Here is a 21,402-nt window from a genome sequence, read left to right as displayed (position 1 = left end):
TTTTCACCCCTATCTTAAGAACTCTTTCATCAAAGCGGTCAAGAAGATATTCAACAGCGCTAACGGCAGAAGCACCTTCCAGCCAAATTGCATCAACTGATCCACACGCAGACGCGGCATGGTGGCGCGCAACCAGAAGAGGAAGAATACAATGGTAGCAAATTTCAAAGCAAACCAGACGATGCCTGGAATAAAGCCTAAGAACGCAAACGGAGGCAACCATCCGCCCAAGAAGACGACGGTCGTCAAGCTCGCCATTCCAAATACATACACGTACTCTGCCAGCATGAAGAAGGCATAACGGAACCCGGAGTACTCCGTCATATAACCGGAAACCAACTCCGACTCAGCTTCAGATAAGTCAAACGGCGTACGGTTCAACTCTGCTAAGGAAGCGATGATGAAGATCACGAAGCCAATAAACTGTGGGATGATAAACCAAACGCCCATCTCCGCTTGCTTATTGACGATATCAATGAGGTTCAAGCTTCCCGTCCATAGGATGACCCCAACCAAAGACATGATCAATGGAATTTCATAACTGATCATCTGAGCAGCTGAACGCATACTTCCCATCAATGAGTATTTATTATTGGACGCCCATCCCCCTGTAATGACCCCAAGGGTGGTGATCCCAGCTACGGCAATGTAGTAAAGCAAACCGATGCCAAGGTCCGCGAAATGCAGCGTTTCGGTAAACGGAATGACCGCCAACACGGCAAAAGCCGGAACAAACGCAATCAGTGGAGCCAACAGGAACAACGGACGATCTGCCAGCTTAGGAATAATGTCTTCTTTTAACAAGAGCTTCAATACGTCGGCTACGGTCTGTAAAAGTCCAAGTGGACCAACGCGGTTCGGTCCAATACGCAATTGGATCCAACCAATGACTTTACGCTCGAAGTAAATCGCATAGGTTACGAATCCTAGTACAATCCCCAATAACGCTACAGCAGATAGGACAAAGACGGATCCGTTTACCCAGTTCAAAGGTTGTTGCAGAAACTCCAACATTACGCGTCAACCTCCCCTAGAACAATGTCTATGCTACCTAGGATGGCGATCATGTTTGCCATGTTCTCTCCTACTAAAATTTCCGGGAGAATCGAGAGGTTTACGAACGACGGGCGTCGGAATTTCAAACGGTACGGTTTATCCTTACCTTCACTTAAGATATAGGTACCAAGTTCTCCACGAGGAGCTTCAATGCGTGTATAGCACTCGCCTGCTGGCGGACGGATGACACGCGGTACTTTTGCCATAATCTCTCCTTCGTTCGGGAATTGCGCAAGTGCTTGTTCGACGATCCGTAAGGATTGCTTCATCTCTTCCATGCGAAGAAGATAACGAGCATAGCAATCTCCATCGGTTAGGACCGGTACGTCAAAGTCAAATCGATCATAGATCGAATACGGCTCATCTTTACGAATGTCCCACTTCACGCCGGTGCAACGTAGGTTTACCCCGCTCATGCCATAATTAATGGCCTGCTCGGCGTTATACGTTCCAACTCCGATAACCCGCTTAAGGAAAATCTCGTTACCGGAAACTAAGTTATGATAGCCTTCTAGCTCTTTTCTAAAGTAAGGGACAAACTCTCTGACTTTATCCAGCCAGCCTGGAGGGGTGTCCCACTTCAAGCCCCCTACACGCATATAGTTGTAGGTAAGTCTAGCACCACAGAGCTCGTTAAACATGCCTAGAATGGCTTCCCGATCACGGAAGGCATAAAGGAAAGGGCTCATCGCTCCGATGTCCAAAAGGTAGGTTCCGAACCACACCAAGTGACTGGCAATGCGGTTCATTTCCATTACGATGATGCGCAGGTATTCTGCTTTTTCCGGAATCTCTAAACCGAGTGCTGTTTCCACACAGTGTACGAGATTATAATTGTTCGTCATGGCAGCCAAATAGTCCATCCGATCCGTATAAGGGATAATCTGCGTGTAGTTGAGGTCTTCCGCTAGCTTTTCGGTCCCTCTATGCAAATATCCAACCACCGGATCGACATGCTTAATGGTTTCCCCATCGAGTGTAACTACCAATCGCAATACCCCGTGGGTACTCGGATGCTGAGGCCCGACGTTCAAGGTCATTTCTTCTGTTCTTAAGGTCATGACGATTACACCTCCTCGTCATATTGCTCGTAGTCTTTGCGAAGAGGATGCCCGACCCAATCGTCTGTCAGCATGATCCGGCGCAAGTCTGGATGGCCTTCATAAACGATTCCTAGCAAATCATAGCTTTCGCGTTCGTGCCAATTGGCTCCTGCCCAAAGGCTAGCCACGGAAGCTAGTTTGGTATCCTCTCGGTCTTTCGTTTTCACTCGGACAGCGAGTGAATGCTTGTTCGGATAAGAATATAGGTAGGTTACACTCTCTAAATGAGTTTTGTAATCCACACCAAGTAAATTGGAGACATAATCAAAGGATAAATCCGAATGATTTTTAAGAAGAGTGGCTGTTTCTAGCCATTTTTCCCGTTTCACAACGATCGTAGGCATGTGCTTGCTGTTTTCTTTGATGTAGGACTCTTCCACCACATCACTGCCTAACTCTTGCGTGAGGATGCTGACGATTCGATCCAGCACAGGCTGCTTCGGTGATGGCTCTTTCGGTGCGGCCGGGGCTTCTTCAGCTGCGGCTTTCGTTTTGGCAGCTGCTGCTGCAGCGGCCTTGGCTTTTGCTGCTGCAATCGCTTTCGCCTTCTCATCATCTGCTGATGCTGGAGCTCCGCCTTCCTTTTCCTTCATCGCGGCTGCAGCTTTGGCTTTGGCGGCAGCAACAGCAGCGGCTTTGGCGGCTTTTTTCTCTTCATCGGTCATTTCGCTTAGAGGTTTATCAGGAACGGCCGGCGGGGCGGCTTCCCCTTGCAACTTCGCTGCTGCCTTGGCCTTCGCTTCGGCGATCGCTTTGGCTTTGGCCGCTTTCTTCTCTTCATCCGTCATTTCGGAGAAAGGTTTCTCTGCTGCAGGGGCTGGGGCTTCCTCACCCTTCAGCTTGGCTTGGGCCTTGGCTTTGGCTTCTGCAATCGCCTTCGCTTTCGCCGCTTTCTTTTCTTCGTCCGTCATTTCGGAGAAAGGTTTTTCTGCGGTTGGAGCTGGCGCTGCGACTTCCTCACCCTTCAGCTTGGCTTGGGCCTTTGCCTTGGCTTCGGCAATTGCTTTAGCTTTGGCTGCCTTCTTCTCTTCTTCTGTCATTTCGGAGAAAGGCTTCTCCGCAGCTGGGGCTGGCGCTTCAGCTGCAGGCGGTTCTTCCCCTCTGAGCTTGGCCTGAGCTTTCGCTTTGGCTTCAGCAATTGCTTTGGCTTTCGCCGCTTTCTTCTCTTCTTCTGTCATTTCGTTGAATGGCTTGTCGCTCACTGACTGGTCACCTTCTTCCCAGTCTTCGCTTCCCAGCGAATCTTCTCCTGCAGCTTATTCACCCCGTAAATAAGCGCAGCAGGGTTCGGTGGACAGCCAGGGATATATACGTCAACAGGGACGATCTGGTCCACTCCCTTGACTACGGAATACGAATTTACATACGGACCCCCAGCGGTAGCACAGACTCCCATTGCAATTACATACTTCGGCTCAGGCATCTGGTCATACAAACGTCGTAGCGCAGGCGCCATTTTTTTCGTAACCGTACCCGCCACGATCATTAAGTCGGAATGACGCGGGGAGGCACGGAAAATAACCCCGAATCGGTCAAAGTCATAGTGAGCACCGCCAGTCGCCATCATTTCGATCGCACAGCAGGCCAGACCAAAACCGAGGGGCCATAGCGAGTTACTCCGAGACCATGCTTTCACTTGCTCAAGGGAAGTAACGAATACGTTACGATTGAGCTCTTCTTGTTCCTCAGGAGAGATGCCTTCTAAATTAAATTTTAGTTCCATTCTAGCACCTTCTTTTTCCAGGCATAGATTAAACCAATGAGCAACAGCACAACGAAGATAAGCATCTCAACAAGTGCAAAAAGTCCTAGTTCTTCGTAGGCAACGGCCCAAGGATATAAAAAGATCGTCTCAACATCAAATACTACAAACAAAAGAGCATACATGTAGTATTTTACGTTGAACTGTACCCAACTGCCTCCAATGGGATCTATCCCGCTCTCATACGTGGTCCGCTTGGCATCATGCGGGTTATGTGGACGCAAAAAACGCCCCGCAGTCAACGCTCCAACCGGAAGGGCTAACCCCAGGAATAAAAATATGGCGACAATCAGGTAATTATTGGAGTACAATTCAGCCATTTGCTTTTCCCTCCATTACCTCAAAAAAATTAATACATCACATTCCATAGAACAGTATAACAAATAGTTTACCGCCGTGTCTAACTTTCAACTTAAATGTTTTTCCTTTCCTTCCCCCTCCTCTTTAGATTGTATACTTATATTCCCGCATCTTTGATATAGTAACAAAAAAGGAGGTTACAAGTTGTGATAAAAGTCATATTCGTCTGCCTAGGCAACATCTGCCGATCGCCCTTAGGTGAAGGGATTTTCCGTGAGTTAGTCCGGGAAAAAGGTTGGGAGGATTGTTTTTACATTGACTCTGCCGGAACGGCAGCCTACCACGTAGGCAAACAGCCTGACCCGGGATCTCGACGAGTTGCCCTTCGCCATGGAATTTCTATTGACACTCAGCGGGCTCGTCAATTCACGGGGCAGGATCTTGATCAGTGGGATTACGTCATAGCCATGGATTCATCCAATCGGCGCAACATTACCAAACTCGGGGCATTAAAAGGAAAGCTATTCTTGATGCGTGACTTTGACGAGTTGGGGCTGGGTGAAGATGTCCCGGATCCATGGAGCTTAGGGGATGAAGCCTTTTTAGAAACCTATCATATTGTGCGGCGCTCCTGTGAGATGTTTTTAGATGAAATAGCAAAAGAGCATGGTCTAGGGGGGAAATAGGTCTTAGTGCCTTTCAGTTAAAGAACATTGTGGGTGGACGGCAAGAGAGGGATTGATTTATAATAAGAACATACGTTCCGAAAGGAGAGATGTCTGTGATAAAGTTCCCTCTTTCTTATAAGAGAGTTACTAATCGTAGCCTTATGCGTACGATACTTTCTACTAAGTATAATAAGCGACCTTCTCTTCGCCAGTCCTACATACGCTATACCGATGCAGAATCGATCAAAACTCTTTTTCAAAAACTTCTCGCCTCCAAACAAGCATCCACCATTGCCTGCCCCCATTGTTCAAGTTCCCATATCATTGGCCACGGCCGATATCGAGATCGCCAACGTTACAAATGCAAGTCTTGCTCACGTACCTTTAATGACTATACCAATACCCCTGTCCACCGCACTCATTACCCTGATAAATGGATCCCTTTCTTAAAATGCATGGTACAAGGAGAATCTCTTCGAGTTTCTGCCATTTGTGTGGGCATTTCCTATGTGACCCTTTTCTACTGGCGGCATAAACTCAGTCGCGCTATCCAACTCTTCCTAGACTACCAAATTCATACCCATACAGATGGATACCTTCCAGTTGGAATCCATCCTCCTAGATATGTCGTATCGGAAATGGAAAGCTCCCATTTTATCTTTTGGATTCGCCATTTTAATTGGATCAAAGAGAAGTACCTTGGACGCTATGTCAGTTGGTTCCGTTTTGTTTTCAGCAGGAGTAAAAATGTTCTAGTGGAGACCATGACCGATTTTCTTTTAATATCAAGCTCGATTTCAATTGATCAGACCTATAGGACTATTAAGTCCGTCTCGTAAACTTTTGTTTCTTCATTCCACATTCCATCTGCATACCATCTGCATACCATCTACATAACATCCACACATCACCCACAATGTTCTATAACTGAAAGCGATAAACACACTATCCCCTACACCCACATATAAAACAAAAAAAAAACAAAAAAGCGATGACCTCTTTCGCCATCGCCCTCGTTAACTGCTTTGTTTATGATCATCTGCCATAACATTACCTAGATGATTACCCATTTTATATACTTCTTCTTCCGCCCGTCGGTTTAGTTCCGTCCATATCCGCAATTCTTCTTCCGTTAATTCTTTTGCCGATTCTGCAATAAACTTTCTCAAGTAATCCATAGGGACATCGTAAATCTCTGAAATTCGATTCATAATGTCAAAGGAGGCCGACTTTCTTTGTCCTTTTTCAAGCATACTTAAATATTGTCTTGTAATTTCTACTCGATTCGATGCTTCTTCTAATGTTAATCCTCGTAATTCTCGTAACCGCTTTAACTCACGACCTAATGAAGACATCCTATTATCCCCCTTGATATCAAGTAGCTAGCTTATATATGTAATAAGAACTATCAAGTCCAACCTGATAGGTCTATCCGACTATCACTCTCCACTAACCTTAAGTTAATCCAAATTTGTCCACTTGTAAAGGTTTAACATAAAAGAAATTCTAAAGTTTTCCTAAACTTTTTAATTATGCGGTCAGCAGTTCGTTTATTTCGTTATTCATGTCCGTACACAGAGCGAAATGTGTTGGTTCTTAATATTTGTTCAAAAAAAAATCATCATTCATGATGATTTTAGGTTTACGTCATAATTGAGCCCCTTTAATTAAGACTCGATAATCTTACCAACCGAAAATACTGGAATTTCTTTTACTGCTTCCAGTCTAACATCGTTGCTTATAAATACATCTGAATTTGAAACCATTGCAGAAGCAACCTGTATGGCATCAGGAGTTTTCAGTCCATACTTACCTCTTAATAACGCTGCCTGCTCGCTTACCGCAATGTCTACATGCACTACTTCAAGATTTGGGAAATTATTTATTAAAAGTTTGTATCTTCTTTCTAACATGTTATTGCCTTCTTTGATAGGTTTAACAAGTATCTCAGTCAAAGTTAACGTTGATGTAGTACCAGTTAAATGACCTTGTTCAATCTTATCAAATATCCTTTTTACAACTTGACCATAAGTAGGATGCTGTTCGAACGCATAGATGAAAATGTTAGTGTCTAATGCCACTTTTTTATACCCTTCTAGAGCATTATCTATTCCCATCCTTTACGTTCCTTTCTAATATACTCATCAGTAGATTCGTTTTCCCACATTTCTTTGCCAAGTCCCCATATCGCATCGGAAAAACTTTTAGGTTTTCTAATGACGATAATTTCATCTCTTGTTTTGTCATACTTCCAAATTAAATTGTCACCGACATCTAATTTAGCTTGATCTCTAATTTCTTGTGGGATCGTTGTTTGATAACGCTGTCTTATTTCACTTTCAGATGCTTTTAAGGTGTTCTCCACTTTCTCACCACCTTGATAATTTTCTTACATATTTGCATTTTATCATACATATTTAGAAATTATCAAACACCATTAACAACGCCAAGCAACAAGAAAAACCCCTAACCAAAAGGTTAAGGGCTTCTCGACCTAAGCTCTTACTTCTTGCCTTTGCTTCCGACTTGAATACGGACAAGGGCGCGTTGTAGAGCCAATTGAGCACGTTTAAAATCTAAGTTATCCTGACGGCTTTCAGCCAAACGGCGTTCTGCGCGTTCTTTGGATGCTTGAGCACGGTTGACATCGATGTCCTGAGGAAGCTCAGCCGATTCAGCAAGAATCGTGATCTTATCCTTACGGACTTCCATGAAGCCGCCGCTCACCGCGATTAGATCTTCACTGCCTGCATTTTTCACCTGAACAGGTGCGATTTTTAACGGTGTAACGAAAGGAATGTGGTTCGGCAAAATACCGAGCTCCCCTTCAATACCCTTCACGACGACGATCTTGGCGTCTCCGCTATAAACTACCCGTTCAGGAGTCACTACTTCTACTTTTACAGTATCCATGTTTTCGCTCCTCCCCTTGAAAGGTCAGGGTCAGCTTATTTTGCTTCCGCCAACATCTTTTGTCCTTTTTCGCGAGCTTCTTCAATTGTACCCACGTACAAGAAGGCTACCTCTGGAAGGTCATCGTGCTTACCATCCAAGATTTCTTTAAAGCTGCGAACCGTTTCCTTAACAGGTACATACTTACCAGGGAACCCAGTAAACTGCTCTGCTACGTGGAAAGGCTGGGACAAGAAACGTTGAATCTTACGTGCACGAGCAACCAATTGCTTATCTTCATCAGACAACTCGTCCATACCAAGGATGGCGATGATGTCTTGCAATTCCTTATAACGTTGAAGAACAGCCTGAACTCCACGTGCTACTTGGTAATGCTCTTCACCCAAAGCTTCTGGCGTCAAAAGACGAGAAGTAGAAGCCAATGGATCTACCGCAGGGTAGATACCCAACTCGGAGATACCACGGTCAAGGTTCGTTGTTGCATCCAAGTGAGCAAATGTTGTTGCAGGAGCTGGATCCGTATAGTCATCCGCAGGAACGTAGATCGCTTGGATCGAAGTTACAGAACCCTTCTTCGTGGATGTGATACGCTCTTGTAATTGACCCATTTCCGTTGCAAGTGTAGGCTGGTAACCTACCGCAGATGGCATACGGCCAAGCAACGCGGATACCTCGGAACCTGCTTGCGTGAAACGGAAGATGTTATCTACGAATAATAATACGTCACGGCCTTCTGCATCACGGAAATACTCAGCCATCGTCAAGCCTGTCAAAGCAACACGCATACGTGCGCCTGGAGGCTCATTCATCTGACCGAATACCATGGTGGTTTTAGAAAGAACGCCGGAATCCTTCATTTCGTGGTAAAGGTCATTCCCCTCACGAGTACGCTCCCCTACACCAGCGAATATGGAGAATCCACCATGCTCTTGTGCGATGTTATTGATCAATTCCTGGATCAATACCGTTTTACCTACACCTGCTCCTCCGAACAACCCGATCTTACCACCCTTAGCGTAAGGAGCTAGCAAGTCGATAACCTTAATCCCTGTTTCAAGGATTTGGTCAGCTGGAGCTTGTTCATCGAAAGATGGAGCTGGACGGTGGATCGGCAACGTTTCAACGCCTTCTGGAGCGTCCATCAAGTCGATTGGCTCTCCTAATACGTTAAATACACGACCCAAAGTCTTTGTTCCTACAGGAACAGAGATTGGCTTTCCTAAGTCCGTCGCTTCCATTCCACGAACCAAACCGTCCGTAGAAGACATCGCGATGGCACGGACAAGATTATCTCCTAAGTGAATAGCAACCTCACAAGTAAGGTTGATATTTTGGCCTTCAATTCTAATAGCGTTATAGATCGCAGGCAGGTGTCCACGGTCGAACTGAACGTCAACAACCGGACCCATGACCGCAACTACGCGTCCTTTACTCATCGTATTCCCTCCTTCTCAAATTCCAATTGGGCGTACGAATTACGCATTCGCTCCAGCAACGATCTCGGAGATCTCTTGCGTAATCGCTGCCTGACGGGCACGGTTGAAGGTCAAGGTTAACTTGCCAATCATATCGCTTGCGTTATCGCTTGCGTTACCCATTGCCGTCATGCGCGCTCCTTGCTCACTCGCTTTGGAATCAAGCAGGGCGCTAAAGATTAAAGTTTCAGCATACTTTGGAAGCAAGTCGTTCAACACTTCTTCCGCAGAAGGCTCATATTCATAGCTCACTTTCGCAGCAGCATTAGCAGCTTCGACTTCACCCAATGGCAACAGACGAACTTCTGTTGGAATTTGAGTTAAAGCACTTTGGAATTTGCTGTAGACCAAGTTCAGTTCATCGATCTTCTCTTCAGCAAATAACGTAACTGCCTTGCTCGCGATTGATTTAATATCAGCAAAGTTCGGGGAGTCGGCGATTCCAGTTACTTCATCAATCAAGGAATAACCTAGCTTGTTGAAGAAATCACGACCTTTTTTCCCTACCGCAAAGATCACATATTCATCCTTGCTTGCATGACGTTCTTTAATTGTGTTAACCACCATACGCAACAAGTTACTGTTCAAACCGCCAGCTAGACCGCGATCAGATGTAATAACCAAGTATCCTGTTTTCCTAACCGGACGAGTTTGAAGCATCGGGTGCTTCACTGTCGTACCAGAAGCAATACTGGAGATGACATCCTTCATCTTCTCGGCATAGGGGCGGGAAGCCTGCGCGCGCTCTTGAGCGCGACGCAACTTCGCAGCAGCAACCATCTTCATCGCTTTGGTGATCTGTCTTGTATTTTTAACGCTCTTAATCCGGCGTTTAATCTCGCGTGTTCCTAAAGCCATTTGTTTTCACCACCTTTAACGATTCAGTTTATTCGCAGGCACTGTGGGAGGCTTACTTGGAAGGAGCAAAGCCCTTCTTGAACTCTTCAATCGCTGCTTTCAACTGATCATCAGAAGGAAGTTCCTTCGTGTTGCGGATGTGCTCAAGCAAGTCTTTCTTTTGAGCATCGAAGTACGCCAACATTTCTTTTTCGAAACGACGAACGTCTTCTACTGCGATATCATCGATGAAACCTTTAGTCAAAGCGTATAGAGAGATAACTTGCTTTTCAACAACCATCGGCTCGTTAACACCTTGCTTCAAGATTTCAACCGTACGCTCCCCGCGGTCCAAACGAGCACGAGTCGCTTTATCCAAGTCAGAACCAAACTGAGCAAACGCTTGAAGCTCACGATATTGGGCTAAGTCCAAACGAAGCGTACCCGCTACCTTCTTCATCGCCTTGATCTGAGCAGAACCCCCTACACGAGATACGGAAAGACCCGCATTGATCGCTGGACGAACCCCGGAGTAGAACAAGTCAGACTCAAGGAAGATCTGTCCATCCGTGATGGAGATAACGTTAGTAGGAATATAAGCAGATACGTCACCTGCTTGAGTTTCAATGAAAGGAAGAGCCGTTAAAGATCCTCCGCCAAGATCGTCATTCAACTTCGCTGCACGCTCTAATAAGCGGGAGTGAAGATAGAATACATCCCCTGGATAAGCTTCACGACCTGGAGGACGACGAAGCAACAAGGAAAGCTCACGGTAAGCAGCAGCTTGCTTAGACAAGTCGTCATATACGCAAAGTACATGCTTTCCGCTGTACATGAAGTACTCACCCATAGATACCCCAGCATAAGGAGCCAAGAACAACAATGGAGCTGGATCAGATGCTGTAGCGGATACTACGATGGTATATTCTAGTGCACCATGCTTGCGAAGAGTTTCCACAACACCAGAAACGGTAGATTGCTTCTGACCAATCGCCACATAGATACAAATCATGTTTTGACCTTTTTGGTTCAAGATCGTATCGATTGCCACAGTGGTTTTACCCGTTTGACGGTCACCGATGATCAACTCACGCTGTCCGCGTCCGATTGGAACCAAAGCGTCGATCGCTTTAAGACCCGTTTGCATTGGCTCATGAACGGATTTACGAGCCATAACGCCAGGAGCTGGAGACTCGATTGGACGGAAATGAGTCGTTTCGATTGGACCTAATCCATCAATCGGTTGTCCTAGAGGATTCACTACGCGGCCAAGCATCGCTTCTCCAACAGGAACCTCCATGATACGTCCTGTACGCTTTACTTGATCTCCTTCTTTAATACCAGTGAAAGGACCAAGAATTACAACCCCTACGTTGTCCTCTTCCAAGTTCAACGCCATACCCATTACGCCATTACCGAACTCTAAAAGTTCTCCAGACATGGCATTTTCCAAACCGTGTACACGCGCAATACCGTCACCCACCTGGATAACCGTACCTACGTCCACTACTTGTATATCAGCTTTATAGTTCTCTATCTGCTTCTTGATGAGAGAACTGATTTCTTCAGGTCTGATTGCACTCACGCCAGTACCCCCCAATCTAACGTACTTGAGCTTGTTTTAAGCTCTGCTGTAAACGATTCAATCTACCGGCAACGCTGCCGTCATATAAACGGTCGCCCACCTGGACTACCACTCCGCCCATAATGGCCTGATCGAGTTGGTTAGTCACACGAACTTCCTTATTTAAAAGCTTCTTAAATGAAGCTACAATCCCTTGCTTCTCTTCCTCTGTCAACGGCTTCACCGAAGTTACGATCGCATCAACCAATCCGCGAGCTTCGTTCGCTTTTTCCGTAAAGTACTTAGGAATCATAGGGAAAATATCTTCACGCTTCTTATCAATTAAAAGATTCAAGAAGTTAAAAGTTACTTCCGAAAGCTTCCCTTCGAAAATCGCCTTCACTTCTTGTTTCTTGGCGCTGTCCGCAATTTGCGGATGCTGCAAGAACTGCAAAAAGGCAGGGTTCTCATCAAAAAGCTGCTTCACTTGATCAAGCTCTTGCTCGACCGCATCAATTAGCTTTTTCTCCGAAGCGACCTCAAACAGAGCTTGGGCATAACGCTTTGCTACTACCGCGCTACTCATTTCGCTTCGCCTACCTCTTTAAGAAAGTCGGAAACCAACTTTTCTTGCTGCTGGCCATCCAGTTCTTTTTCGATAATTTTCGTTGCTAGCATAACAGATAAAGCTCCAACTTGCTCACGAAGGGCAGCCATCGCTTGCTCCTTCTCACGAGCGATGTCCGTTTGAGCGGTTTTCTTAAACTGCTCAGCTTCTTCTTTAGCTCTGGCAACAATATCTTCTGCTTGCTTCTCAGCGGATACGCGAGCAGTTTCCAATACTTTTTGTGCATCTTGACGAGCGGCTTTTAATTCAGCCTTTTGCTCTTCCATTAGTTTCAACGCTTCCTGGCGGTTCTTTTCCGCGGCAGTTATATCGTTAGCAATCTTCTCGCTGCGAGCATTCATTACTCCCATGATCGGGCCTAAAGCATACTTGCGCAACAACAGGAATAGAACGATAAATATAAAAAGCTGATAGAGGGCTGTTCCCCATTCTACATGTGGCACAGGATTCACTCCTTCCCGATTGTTATCCTTTGAGGATTCTCAATTAACATAAGGAATGGCGAGGTTCAATTTGGAACCATCGCCACTTCATAATTGTCCGGTCTCTTATTGACCAAGAGACATGAACGCGATAACAACCGCGATGATTGGAATCGCCTCAACAAGACCTACCCCGATAAACATTGTAGTTTGAAGAGTTCCTCTTAATTCTGGTTGACGCGCGATACTATTTACTGTGTTACTTACGATTAAACCGTTACCTACACCTGCTCCGATAGCTGCTAGTCCTACAGCGATAGCTGCTGCTAATGCTCCTGTCATAACAAGAGACCTCCCTTTTCATCCATTAGATTATAATTTAGTAAAATTAAATGTATTTAAATCTCAAAGATTAGGTTGAGATATTAAAACCTTAGTGATCGTGACTTACGCGGTGAGAAATGTAAACCATCGTAAGAATTAAGAATACAAACGTCTGAATAACCCCGACGAAGATACTGAACGCTTGCCATACTAACATTGGCAATGCCGCTCCAACTGCACCAAACACTCCAGCGTAAACGGCTGCGGCAAGTAAAGTCAATAGTACTTCACCCGCATAGATGTTACCGAACAAACGAAGACCTAATGTCAAGGTGTTTGCAATCTGCTCAATGATATTGAGCGGCAACATCCAAGCCTGTGGCTTAAGATAACTTCCCAAGAATCCTCCAACACCATGTTCCTTAATCCCAAAAATCTGCGTGAGAATAATAATGGCTACAGATAACGTCAATGTGACGTGCGGGTCAGCCGTTGGCGACTTCCACCACAATGTATGTTCTCCTCCAATTGCCGTATCGGCTACGATGGCAAAAGGCAGACCGAGCATATTGGAAATAAAGATATACATCACGATGGTAAATCCTAATCCGATATAGCGTTCACCTTGCTTTAAGCTCATGGTGCTAGCGATTGTATTTCGAATAAATTCAATAATATACTCCATGACGTTCTGCATACCAGACGGAGCGCCTTCAGTCACTGCCTTTGCTCCTGCTCTCGCAATAAGGAACGCAATTAGCGCAGCAATTGTAGACATCATCACTGTTGAAAGGTTAAAATCAATGCCCAAAAAAGTCACTATCGGATGGCCGTGCTCCATTATAATTCACCCCCTTCTTCAGCGTCGTTTTTGTAATCGTAGTTCTAAGTACAGGGAATCGATGAAAGCAATCAAAGACGGAATAACCAACCCTATAACCATAGCAATCACATGGAAATAGTCCGGATATCTTGTAGCGATTAAGGTCGCTAAGATGGCCAGAGCAAATCTTGTAGGCATCCCTAGAGAGGCTTTCTTTCGTTCACCTTTATATTGAATTGCAATCTCCCCAACACGATGGACCTTCCAAGCAGTGAAGACCGCACTCAATAACCCAAATGTAATTCCTAAAGCTAGACCTGCAAACCACGTCTTGTTAGCGCTAAATCCCCATCCAAGGATCGCCCCCGCCAGAACATAGACGGTCCATTGCACCAAACGGCGCATTCTGAAAATGTAGTCATCCCTCATCTGTTTAATCCCCTAAAAACCGCTTCATAACTGGTATGGTGACCAAGACCCCAACAGCCATGCCCAGCAACACACCCATCACGAGCATCCACGGAGCCGTACCCCATTGTTCGTCCAGTCTCCTACCGAGCCATACTCCTAAAAGAGTACAAATCACGAGGTTAGTTCCGATTAAACTGACCAAGGAAACCGCCTTCCAAGACGATTGCGGATTAGCCAAAATGGTTTACCCTCCAAATGTAAAGATGGGATTCATAACGGCTTCATGCTCATTATGAACAGAGGTAGAAAAGGCTACCCCTCAACAATATGCTTAGATCTCACCTTGTCCATGGCGGACAAAATTCTCAGTTGCATTCTCATTGTATAACTCCCTCACCCATAGTACTGATTTGACAAGGATTTGTCAATAATGCCGATAAAGTTTGTCATCATTTCGTCATATTTATACTATGAGGATGGTGATTAACGTATTTTTTTATTGATTTTTTCCATCTACTCACCAAATTGATCTTCGATTTGCTCTTGACGATACTCCGTAGCTGGATCGTTCATCATCTCGTCCTCACGCTCATCCATGAGCTCGGCTTGTCGCTCTTGCTGGATTCGAGTCCCTGCAGCACCGCACCCCATTGGAACCGTGAGTAAAGCACCTACTAGAATGAGTTTAATCCATTTACCTAACACCATAATCCCTCCTTTTTTTGTAAGCAGTATTATGGTGTTCCTTTTAAGAAACTTTATTCCAAATATTAAAAAGGACGCCCCCTCTCCTGGGACGTCCTCTCCATATTGCTTATTATTGCTCTCTCTCAATGATCGTAGCGACACCCATACCGCCGCCAACGCAAAGAGTAGCTAAACCGTACTTCGAATCACGCTTCGCCATCTCATGGATCAACGAAACAAGTACACGTGCCCCGCTTGCTCCGATCGGATGTCCAAGAGCGATCGCTCCGCCGTTAACATTCAACTTTTCTTTATCAAAGCTTAATTCACGATCCACGGAGATCGCTTGAGCAGCAAAAGCTTCATTGGCTTCAACCAAATCAATCTCAGGAAGAGACAATCCGGATAATTCCAATGCTTTCTTCGTAGCAGGAACAGGACCAATACCCATGATGCTTGGATCTACACCAGAAGTAGCGTTAGCCTTGATCACAGCCAATGGCTTCAATCCGAGTTCTTCCGCTTTCTCTCTGCTCATCACAAGCAACGCAGCTGCTCCGTCGTTAATACCGGAAGCATTCGCCGCAGATACGGATCCATCCTTTTTAAATGCAGGCTTCACCTTAGCAAGAGCTTCGACGGTTGCGCCTTTACGAGGGAATTCATCGACTTCGAATACGATAGGGTCTCCCTTGCGCTGTGGGATCACAACAGGAACGATCTCGTCCTTGAAACGGCCTTCTGTAATGGCCTTTTCCGCTTTTTGTTGGCTCCATGCAGCAAATTGATCTTGCTCTTCTTTCGTCACTTCATATTTTTCCGCTAGGTTCTCAGCGGTAATACCCATATGATAATTGTTCATGGCGCATGTTAATCCATCATGAATCATGCTGTCGATCACTTTTTGGTCGCCCATGCGGAAACCATTACGTGCATTCTGCAAAACGTAAGGAGCTTGAGTCATGCTCTCCATCCCACCTGCTAGAACCACGTCGGACTCTCCAACAGCAATCGCTTGTGCAGCTAGGTGAACGGCTCTTAGTCCAGATCCGCAAAGAATGTTAATCCCCATAGCTGGTACGCTTACGTCCAAGCCTGCCTTAATGGCCGCTTGACGTGTAGGGTTCTGGCCAGCACCCGCTTGAAGAACGTTCCCCATGATGACTTGATCTACTTGATCAGCACTTACTCCTGCCTTCTCTAAAGCACCCTTCAATACTACGGCACCTAGGTCAGCAGCAGACTGGCTGGCTAAGGATCCGTTAAAGCTTCCGATGGCTGTACGAACTGCGCTTACGATTACTGCATCTCTTTTACTCATTTGTCTCTCTAACCTCCGTCGAATGCACTATTTTTTTTACCACTTACTACTATTCGCTGGTTCTAGCAGAAATCCTCCCAAAAAACGAGGATCTACTATGGCGTTTTACAGACCAATTTCGACATTATTGTCGAATCGTTGTCGCTTTTTAGCCTGTTTTTTCACTTTCCGCTCCGCCATGACTACATAAAGAGACGGGACGATAATCAAGGTCAACAAGGTTGAAAAAGCTAAGCCAAAAATAATCGTAATCGCAAGCGGGCGGAATAAAACGTCCCCGATGGTAGCTAACGGAGTCAACCCGCTAATCGCGGTAGCTGAAGTCAATAGAATCGGACGGAATCTAGCTTCTCCAGCATGAATCACGGCTTCTAGCAAGGGGACACCCTCGCGTCGAGCCTCTTCAATAAACTCAACCAATACAATTCCATTCCGCACCACAATCCCTGCTAAACTAATGACACCCATCATGGTCATGAATCCTAGCGGCGTTTGCGTTACGAACAACCCAATTAAACTTCCGGCAAAAGCCAAATAGATCGTGCTCATTACCAGCAAAGGGATCGATAACGAGTAGAATTGCATAGCAATCAGAATAAGAATTAGGAATACGACAATCACCGAAAGCTTACCCATATCGATAAAGATTTCCGTCTGTTCCGAGGTTTCTCCAGCGATCTCGAAGCGATAGCCTTCCGGCCAGTCTACTTCTGCTAACTTCGGCTTAATTTCATTCATGACCTCTGTTGCTGTTCGACCTTGAACATCCGAGGTGATGGTAACGACCCTAGATAAATTGCGATGACCAATGCTCACCATGGCAAAACCAGGCTCCACCGAAGCAATTTGAGACAATTGGATTTGCTGCCCCATCGCATTCGGTACCGTAATTCGCTGGAAAACGGTGGACGGATCCTCTTCTTCTGTTTTCATCTTGAGGATCATCTCGACAAGCTCATCGCCGTCGTCGAACTCCGTAATCTTCATCCCTTCACTGACCAGTCGAATGGACTTGGACACATCGTTTGGGTTGACTATCAGCTTATCCATGACCTCTTTGTTCAATCGGAACTGAAGCGTATTCCGTTCTGCCCCGAAAGAATCTTTAATATCCTTTGTCCCCGCAACCTTGACTACTGAATCCTTGACGGTTTGGGACAGTGCTCTCAATTGTTCAATATCTTCACCGAAGATACGGATCACGACGGGTGCTCCTACAGGAGGTCCTGCCTCTAGTTCTTTGACTACAACAGACGCCCCGGGGAATATCCGTTTAAATTCTTCGTTCCATCTTATCACTAGGTCTGACGTTTGATATTGCTTGTGATCGACCTTCATAATAACCTGACCCACTCGTTCCCCTGAGCCATTGCCAGTATCTCCACCGAACATTTTCGGTGCACTGTTTCCGGCATAGGCCGCGACCAGGGTCACTTCCGGCTGTTCCTGCAACCAGTCCGAGACTTCGCGTACTAACTCATCCGTTTCGTTGATGTTACTGCCCACCGGAGCGGTAATATTTACATACATCTCCGGACGATTCGCCATGGGAAACAGCTCCACCGGAATCAGAGGAAGCAGTCCATAAGCGGAAGAACCAATCAGAATGCCGATTACTCCAGTAAGGAGTGGCTTTTTCAACAATCCCTTTAAAAGGGTATTGGCGTACCAATGGGTCAGCGACTGAATTTGTTTTCCTAATAAGCCTGCTGGCTTTCGATAGCTATCCGTTGAACTTGGCTTCCTCGATTCATGCCATTCTCGAAAAATCGGAATAATCGTTAAAGACATCACCATGGAAGCTAGCATCGATAAGGTGATAATAATCGGGATGGCCTTGATAAATTGTCCTGCATTCCCTTCTAGGAAAAAGAGTGGGCCGAACGAGGCAATCGTTGCTAGCGTAGCGGTTACTATCGAAATCGCCACTTCTTTACTTCCATTCACAGCTGCAACAAATGGTTTTTCGCCTAGTACACTCAACCGCCGTTCAATATTATCGTTCACCACGACCGCGTCATCTACTAATATCCCTAAAACGATGATTAAGCCCACTATTGAGATTTGATTTAAACTAATCCCCATATAAGGCAGAGGAATGAGTCCCACGGCAATCGAAATCGGGATCGCCAATGCCACGACAAAAGACGTAATCATGTTTAACCCAAGTGTACACACAAAAATAACGGCTGTGATGGCAATCAGCATTTCCTTCGTCAAATCCCCAAACAGATGGTTCACTCTTTCGTTTTGGGTATGAATGCTCTCTACCTTTAACCAAGTGGGCTTATCTTTGACCAAGTAAGCCATCTTCTCATCCACTCTGGCTTGGAGGGAAGGAACATCGGACCCAAACTCCGCATTTAAGCTGATCGATACGGCTGGTTTTCCGTTATGGTAGTAATACTCCTTCACCCGCTTCGTGGTCATTTCCACGGTGCCGACATCTTTCAGATAAACAGGGTAGCCTTCTCGACTGCGTGTAATCAAGGTATTGGCGAAATCATCCACCCTTTGCACTTCATCTAGTCGCAGCTCAAAGGTTCGATTTCCTACTTGATAATCCCCAAGAGGGGTTTTTTCATTTTCCTTTTGTATGGCATTCAGCACCATTCCCCAATGAATCCCGTATTGCTGCAGTTTTTGCGTATCGATTTCTACGGTGACCTGCTTATCCGGGAGACCATCAATGGTGACATCAGCCACCTTGGGAATGGTTCGGAGTTCATCCTTCCAATCCTTTATCAGCTCTCGCACGCTGTATAACTGCTCAAAGCTGTCTGCATACACGTTAAACGTTTGGATAAACGTTCGGTTCAAGTCGTCGTTGATGATCGGCTGGTGAGCATCCGCAGGAAGATTGGCTTCCGCATCTTTGACCTTTTTGCGGAGCTCTTCCCATTTGGCTTTCGGATCGATCCCATTCTCCGCTTCAATGACGATGGAGGATACACCGAGAGCGGAAGTCGAGGTAATGGACTTCAGCCCTTGAAGCTCATTGATTTTTACCTCTAGCTTTTTGGTAACGGTTTGCTCTACCTTTTCAGGTGAAGCTCCGGGAAAGATTGTCGTAACCGTGGCCATGTTAACAATAATCTCGGGCTGCTCTTGCTTAGGCAACTGGAAAAAGCTAAGGATCCCCAGTAGGGTCACCATGATAAAGAAGAGCACGGTTATTTTTCGTTTTCGGACGAGGTATTCAATCACTTCTGCTCACCTCGAACCTCGATGGCATCTCCGTCAAACAAGCGGTCTACGCCTTTCACCACAATGCTTTGACCAACTTGTAAACCAGAAATAATCTCGAGCTTGTCAATGGCTAACTGTCCGATTTCCACTTCGGTTTTCACCACACGTTCGCCCTCTACCACGAAAACATGAGGATTTTCTCCACCTGTTCGGATCACGGATGCCACGGGTACAAACAAGCCTTCTTTGCCTTTGATTTCATAGGAGCCTGTTACCACCTGTCCAACAATCCATTTGCCGTCCGCATTATCGACTAACACTTCTACGCCTACCGTACCTGTTCCCGCGTTGGTGGAAGGATAATTTTTGGATACCGTACCTTTGCGTTCTTGGTCATACAGCTTGAGCGTAACGGAAGAGCCAGGCTGCCATAGGGAAATTTCCCGGTCCGGTACAGGCAAAACCACCTTCAGCTGCTTCACGTTTCCTATCCGATAAGCTGGGGTTCCTCCTCCTACGAGCTGGCCTTGGTTGACCATTTTTCCGATGACCGTACCTCCCACCGGGGACACAAGCGTCGTTTTCTTTAATGCTAATTCGGCTTGTTGCTTCTGGATGACTTGCTGCTGAACGATCGACTCGGTTTGGGAAATATCTTCTTTCCTGGCTCCTTCTTCTGCCAAGGATAACGTAGCCCGAGCTGCTTCTACGTCTTTGATGGCTACCTGGGCACGTAAGGTGGCATTCTCCCATGTGTCTTTTGGAATCGCACCGTTAAGATAGAGTTCTTCCATCTTCACCAGATCCTCTTGCGCTTTATCGGCGTTCATCTGCGCTTTTTCTACCAAAAGTCGAGCTTGCGTCAGCTCTTGTTCCCGTGCTCCACTGCTGACTTTTTCCAAGCCCGCTTGTGCCTGAGCTACTCCCGTGGTGGCACGCTCGACTTGCAGCTTGTAATCCTGGTCTTCCAGCTTTCCTAACACCTCCCCCGCCTTCACCTGGTCTCCTTGCTCTTTATTCAAACGAATAATACGTCCCCCTAGTTCAAAAGAGATCAGGGTCTCCTCCACAGGCTCTAAGGTTCCAGAAGCCACCAATGTCCGTTGGATGGTATGTTTGGCGACAGGTAGCGCCTCTACGGTCTTGACCTCTGCTTCTGCTACTAAAGCTTCCTTCGCCCCTAAGCTGCAGCCTGTGGTTAAGCTCACCGCTAATATTGAAACCAAGATCCCTTGCATCAACCTATTTTTCATCCAACTCTCCCCACTCCCAAGCCTTGTAAAATAAAGTTTTCCGTATCCTCGATCAATTGCTCCAAGGACTGTTCCCCCTCCTGGAGCAACGGATCAATAAACGAATTGCATTGAGGATAGATCAAGGCACTCATTACAAACTGCAAGGTATTGTCCAAGGAACGAAAGTGAAACAGCCCTTGTTCTCTCCCGGTTTGGAGCACTTCTCTGAGCTTCTTCCAGACTGGAAAAACGTATCCCCCAATGCGTTCAATTCTTGGAGTCCTCATGTTGATTTCATGCTGCATAATCGCCGCAAGCTCTGGATCCTCCACCTTAAAACGGATGACTCCTTCAATCAAGATTCGTATCCCTTTCATCGGGTCTTTCATTTCTTCCTCAAACTCTGGCAACCGATTCCCAGGGAAGAGATGCTCAAAGAGGGCGTAAAACACATTCTCTTTCCCCCCAAAGTGATACGAAACAAGCGCTACATTGCCCCCAGCCTCTTCACAAATCTGACGCACCGATGTTCCTTCATACCCTTGCATTGCAAAAAGTTTTCTAGCTGCCAGTAAAATTCTCAACTTGATGTCTGCCTCGGTCAAAATCCGGCCCTCCAATTAAATGTTTGTTTAAATTAATCGTTTAATTGGATCGTAGTAGATTTCGGGATAGCTGTCAAGA

At 46.0% G+C, this 21,402-nt stretch carries 25 protein-coding genes; 2 read left to right on the top strand and 23 right to left on the bottom strand.

Features of this window, described 5'->3' with window-relative positions; all coding sequences use genetic code 11:
* Positions 1-9: 9 nt before the first annotated feature.
* Genes nuoH through EIZ58_RS19420 form a run of 5 tightly spaced genes read right to left on the bottom strand, consistent with a single transcriptional unit; the run spans position 10 to position 4,241 of the window.
* Entirely contained in the window at positions 10-1,014 is a 1,005-nt protein-coding gene (gene nuoH / locus EIZ58_RS19440; RefSeq protein ID WP_134702525.1) for an NADH-quinone oxidoreductase subunit NuoH, read from the bottom strand.
* A complete protein-coding gene (locus EIZ58_RS19435; protein ID WP_134702524.1) occupies positions 1,014-2,117 on the bottom strand; it encodes an NADH-quinone oxidoreductase subunit D in 1,104 nt (367 codons plus the stop codon). The genes nuoH and EIZ58_RS19435 overlap by 1 nt, the downstream gene beginning before the upstream one ends.
* A gap of 5 nt (positions 2,118-2,122) precedes the next feature.
* Positions 2,123-3,361, bottom strand: coding sequence for an NADH-quinone oxidoreductase subunit C (locus tag EIZ58_RS35060; RefSeq protein WP_305034122.1), 1,239 nt, complete (start codon positions 3,359-3,361; stop codon positions 2,123-2,125).
* Positions 3,358-3,882 carry a NuoB/complex I 20 kDa subunit family protein gene (locus tag EIZ58_RS19425; protein ID WP_134702523.1) on the bottom strand — a complete coding sequence of 175 codons (525 nt, stop codon included), beginning with the start codon at positions 3,880-3,882 and terminating at the stop codon, positions 3,358-3,360. Before EIZ58_RS19425 ends, EIZ58_RS35060 begins: the two co-directional genes overlap by 4 nt.
* On the bottom strand, positions 3,873-4,241 hold the full coding sequence (locus EIZ58_RS19420) for an NADH-quinone oxidoreductase subunit A (protein WP_134702522.1): 369 nt from the start codon (positions 4,239-4,241) through the stop codon (positions 3,873-3,875). Before EIZ58_RS19420 ends, EIZ58_RS19425 begins: the two co-directional genes overlap by 10 nt.
* A gap of 186 nt (positions 4,242-4,427) precedes the next feature.
* On the opposite strand from EIZ58_RS19420, the gene EIZ58_RS19415 reads away from it, so the two are divergent.
* Complete coding sequence (locus EIZ58_RS19415; RefSeq protein WP_134702521.1) at positions 4,428-4,907, top strand: low molecular weight protein-tyrosine-phosphatase; 480 nt, start codon at positions 4,428-4,430, stop codon at positions 4,905-4,907.
* Positions 4,908-5,050: 143 nt separating this feature from the next.
* Positions 5,051-5,728, top strand: coding sequence for an IS1/IS1595 family N-terminal zinc-binding domain-containing protein (locus tag EIZ58_RS19410; protein ID WP_167577799.1), 678 nt, complete (start codon positions 5,051-5,053; stop codon positions 5,726-5,728).
* A gap of 177 nt (positions 5,729-5,905) precedes the next feature.
* Here EIZ58_RS19410 and EIZ58_RS19405 read toward each other — a convergent pair whose 3' ends face one another.
* The 18 genes from EIZ58_RS19405 to EIZ58_RS19320 form a co-directional block, all read right to left on the bottom strand.
* Positions 5,906-6,244 carry a helix-turn-helix domain-containing protein gene (locus EIZ58_RS19405; RefSeq protein WP_134702519.1) on the bottom strand — a complete coding sequence of 113 codons (339 nt, stop codon included), beginning with the start codon at positions 6,242-6,244 and terminating at the stop codon, positions 5,906-5,908.
* A 312-nt stretch (positions 6,245-6,556) separates the two neighbouring features.
* On the bottom strand, positions 6,557-7,006 hold the full coding sequence (locus EIZ58_RS19400; RefSeq protein ID WP_134702518.1) for a type II toxin-antitoxin system VapC family toxin: 450 nt from the start codon (positions 7,004-7,006) through the stop codon (positions 6,557-6,559).
* Entirely contained in the window at positions 6,997-7,254 is a 258-nt protein-coding gene (locus tag EIZ58_RS19395; protein ID WP_134702517.1) for an AbrB/MazE/SpoVT family DNA-binding domain-containing protein, read from the bottom strand. The genes EIZ58_RS19400 and EIZ58_RS19395 overlap by 10 nt, the downstream gene beginning before the upstream one ends.
* Positions 7,255-7,391: 137 nt before the next feature.
* Positions 7,392-7,802 (bottom strand): F0F1 ATP synthase subunit epsilon, encoded by a 411-nt coding sequence (locus EIZ58_RS19390; protein WP_134702516.1) that lies wholly within the window; start codon positions 7,800-7,802, stop codon positions 7,392-7,394.
* Between the two features lie 35 nt (positions 7,803-7,837).
* Complete coding sequence (atpD, locus tag EIZ58_RS19385) at positions 7,838-9,238, bottom strand: F0F1 ATP synthase subunit beta (RefSeq protein ID WP_134702515.1); 1,401 nt, start codon at positions 9,236-9,238, stop codon at positions 7,838-7,840.
* A gap of 39 nt (positions 9,239-9,277) precedes the next feature.
* Positions 9,278-10,135 carry an ATP synthase F1 subunit gamma gene (gene atpG / locus EIZ58_RS19380; RefSeq protein WP_134702514.1) on the bottom strand — a complete coding sequence of 286 codons (858 nt, stop codon included), beginning with the start codon at positions 10,133-10,135 and terminating at the stop codon, positions 9,278-9,280.
* Between the two features lie 52 nt (positions 10,136-10,187).
* Entirely contained in the window at positions 10,188-11,699 is a 1,512-nt protein-coding gene (atpA, locus tag EIZ58_RS19375) for a F0F1 ATP synthase subunit alpha (protein ID WP_134702513.1), read from the bottom strand.
* 16 nt (positions 11,700-11,715) lie between these two features.
* Positions 11,716-12,264 carry a F0F1 ATP synthase subunit delta gene (locus EIZ58_RS19370; protein ID WP_134702512.1) on the bottom strand — a complete coding sequence of 183 codons (549 nt, stop codon included), beginning with the start codon at positions 12,262-12,264 and terminating at the stop codon, positions 11,716-11,718.
* Positions 12,261-12,749: a F0F1 ATP synthase subunit B gene (gene atpF / locus EIZ58_RS19365; RefSeq protein WP_240689198.1), complete on the bottom strand. Its 489-nt coding sequence runs from the start codon at positions 12,747-12,749 to the stop codon at positions 12,261-12,263. Before atpF ends, EIZ58_RS19370 begins: the two co-directional genes overlap by 4 nt.
* Before the next feature lie 105 nt (positions 12,750-12,854).
* A complete protein-coding gene (gene atpE, locus EIZ58_RS19360) occupies positions 12,855-13,070 on the bottom strand; it encodes a F0F1 ATP synthase subunit C (protein WP_100523472.1) in 216 nt (71 codons plus the stop codon).
* A 91-nt stretch (positions 13,071-13,161) separates the two neighbouring features.
* A complete protein-coding gene (gene atpB, locus EIZ58_RS19355) occupies positions 13,162-13,893 on the bottom strand; it encodes a F0F1 ATP synthase subunit A (protein ID WP_134702510.1) in 732 nt (243 codons plus the stop codon).
* Between the two features lie 18 nt (positions 13,894-13,911).
* Positions 13,912-14,304 (bottom strand): ATP synthase subunit I, encoded by a 393-nt coding sequence (locus EIZ58_RS19350; RefSeq protein WP_134702509.1) that lies wholly within the window; start codon positions 14,302-14,304, stop codon positions 13,912-13,914.
* 4 nt (positions 14,305-14,308) lie between these two features.
* Positions 14,309-14,524, bottom strand: coding sequence for an AtpZ/AtpI family protein (locus tag EIZ58_RS19345; RefSeq protein WP_134702508.1), 216 nt, complete (start codon positions 14,522-14,524; stop codon positions 14,309-14,311).
* Positions 14,525-14,799: 275 nt separating this feature from the next.
* Entirely contained in the window at positions 14,800-14,991 is a 192-nt protein-coding gene (locus EIZ58_RS19340) for a hypothetical protein (RefSeq protein WP_167577798.1), read from the bottom strand.
* 112 nt (positions 14,992-15,103) lie between these two features.
* Complete coding sequence (locus EIZ58_RS19335; protein WP_134702506.1) at positions 15,104-16,294, bottom strand: acetyl-CoA C-acetyltransferase; 1,191 nt, start codon at positions 16,292-16,294, stop codon at positions 15,104-15,106.
* Between the two features lie 105 nt (positions 16,295-16,399).
* Positions 16,400-19,501, bottom strand: coding sequence for an efflux RND transporter permease subunit (locus EIZ58_RS19330; protein ID WP_134702505.1), 3,102 nt, complete (start codon positions 19,499-19,501; stop codon positions 16,400-16,402).
* Entirely contained in the window at positions 19,498-20,736 is a 1,239-nt protein-coding gene (locus EIZ58_RS19325; RefSeq protein ID WP_134702504.1) for an efflux RND transporter periplasmic adaptor subunit, read from the bottom strand. Before EIZ58_RS19325 ends, EIZ58_RS19330 begins: the two co-directional genes overlap by 4 nt.
* Positions 20,733-21,323, bottom strand: coding sequence for a TetR family transcriptional regulator (locus EIZ58_RS19320; RefSeq protein WP_134702503.1), 591 nt, complete (start codon positions 21,321-21,323; stop codon positions 20,733-20,735). Before EIZ58_RS19320 ends, EIZ58_RS19325 begins: the two co-directional genes overlap by 4 nt.
* Positions 21,324-21,402: the final 79 nt, after the last annotated feature.

Origin of the sequence: Ammoniphilus sp. YIM 78166, from assembly GCF_004522215.1 — a bacterium.
Lineage (GTDB): Bacteria > Bacillota > Bacilli > Aneurinibacillales > RAOX-1 > YIM-78166.
The sequence above is the reverse complement of the archived record's forward strand: the minus strand, read 5'-3'. Positions and strand labels throughout refer to the sequence as shown.

What these genes read in the sequence shown, in the direction of transcription:
- atpD (WP_134702515.1), bottom strand. Translation starts at nt 9,238, where the DNA reads ATGAGTAAAGGACGCGTAGTTGCGGTCATGGGTCCGGTTGTTGACGTT.
- EIZ58_RS19370 (WP_134702512.1), bottom strand. Translation starts at nt 12,264, where the DNA reads ATGAGTAGCGCGGTAGTAGCAAAGCGTTATGCCCAAGCTCTGTTTGAG.
- EIZ58_RS19350 (WP_134702509.1), bottom strand. Translation starts at nt 14,304, where the DNA reads ATGAGGGATGACTACATTTTCAGAATGCGCCGTTTGGTGCAATGGACC.
- nuoH (WP_134702525.1), bottom strand. Translation starts at nt 1,014, where the DNA reads ATGTTGGAGTTTCTGCAACAACCTTTGAACTGGGTAAACGGATCCGTC.
- EIZ58_RS19400 (WP_134702518.1), bottom strand. Translation starts at nt 7,006, where the DNA reads ATGGGAATAGATAATGCTCTAGAAGGGTATAAAAAAGTGGCATTAGAC.
- atpE (WP_100523472.1), bottom strand. Translation starts at nt 13,070, where the DNA reads ATGACAGGAGCATTAGCAGCAGCTATCGCTGTAGGACTAGCAGCTATC.
- atpG (WP_134702514.1), bottom strand. Translation starts at nt 10,135, where the DNA reads ATGGCTTTAGGAACACGCGAGATTAAACGCCGGATTAAGAGCGTTAAA.
- EIZ58_RS19410 (WP_167577799.1), top strand. Translation starts at nt 5,051, where the DNA reads ATGCGTACGATACTTTCTACTAAGTATAATAAGCGACCTTCTCTTCGC.
- EIZ58_RS19425 (WP_134702523.1), bottom strand. Translation starts at nt 3,882, where the DNA reads ATGGAACTAAAATTTAATTTAGAAGGCATCTCTCCTGAGGAACAAGAA.
- EIZ58_RS19420 (WP_134702522.1), bottom strand. Translation starts at nt 4,241, where the DNA reads ATGGCTGAATTGTACTCCAATAATTACCTGATTGTCGCCATATTTTTA.
- EIZ58_RS19325 (WP_134702504.1), bottom strand. Translation starts at nt 20,736, where the DNA reads ATGAAAAATAGGTTGATGCAAGGGATCTTGGTTTCAATATTAGCGGTG.
- EIZ58_RS19405 (WP_134702519.1), bottom strand. Translation starts at nt 6,244, where the DNA reads ATGTCTTCATTAGGTCGTGAGTTAAAGCGGTTACGAGAATTACGAGGA.
- EIZ58_RS19435 (WP_134702524.1), bottom strand. Translation starts at nt 2,117, where the DNA reads ATGACCTTAAGAACAGAAGAAATGACCTTGAACGTCGGGCCTCAGCAT.
- EIZ58_RS19335 (WP_134702506.1), bottom strand. Translation starts at nt 16,294, where the DNA reads ATGAGTAAAAGAGATGCAGTAATCGTAAGCGCAGTTCGTACAGCCATC.
- atpB (WP_134702510.1), bottom strand. Translation starts at nt 13,893, where the DNA reads ATGGAGCACGGCCATCCGATAGTGACTTTTTTGGGCATTGATTTTAAC.
- EIZ58_RS19390 (WP_134702516.1), bottom strand. Translation starts at nt 7,802, where the DNA reads ATGGATACTGTAAAAGTAGAAGTAGTGACTCCTGAACGGGTAGTTTAT.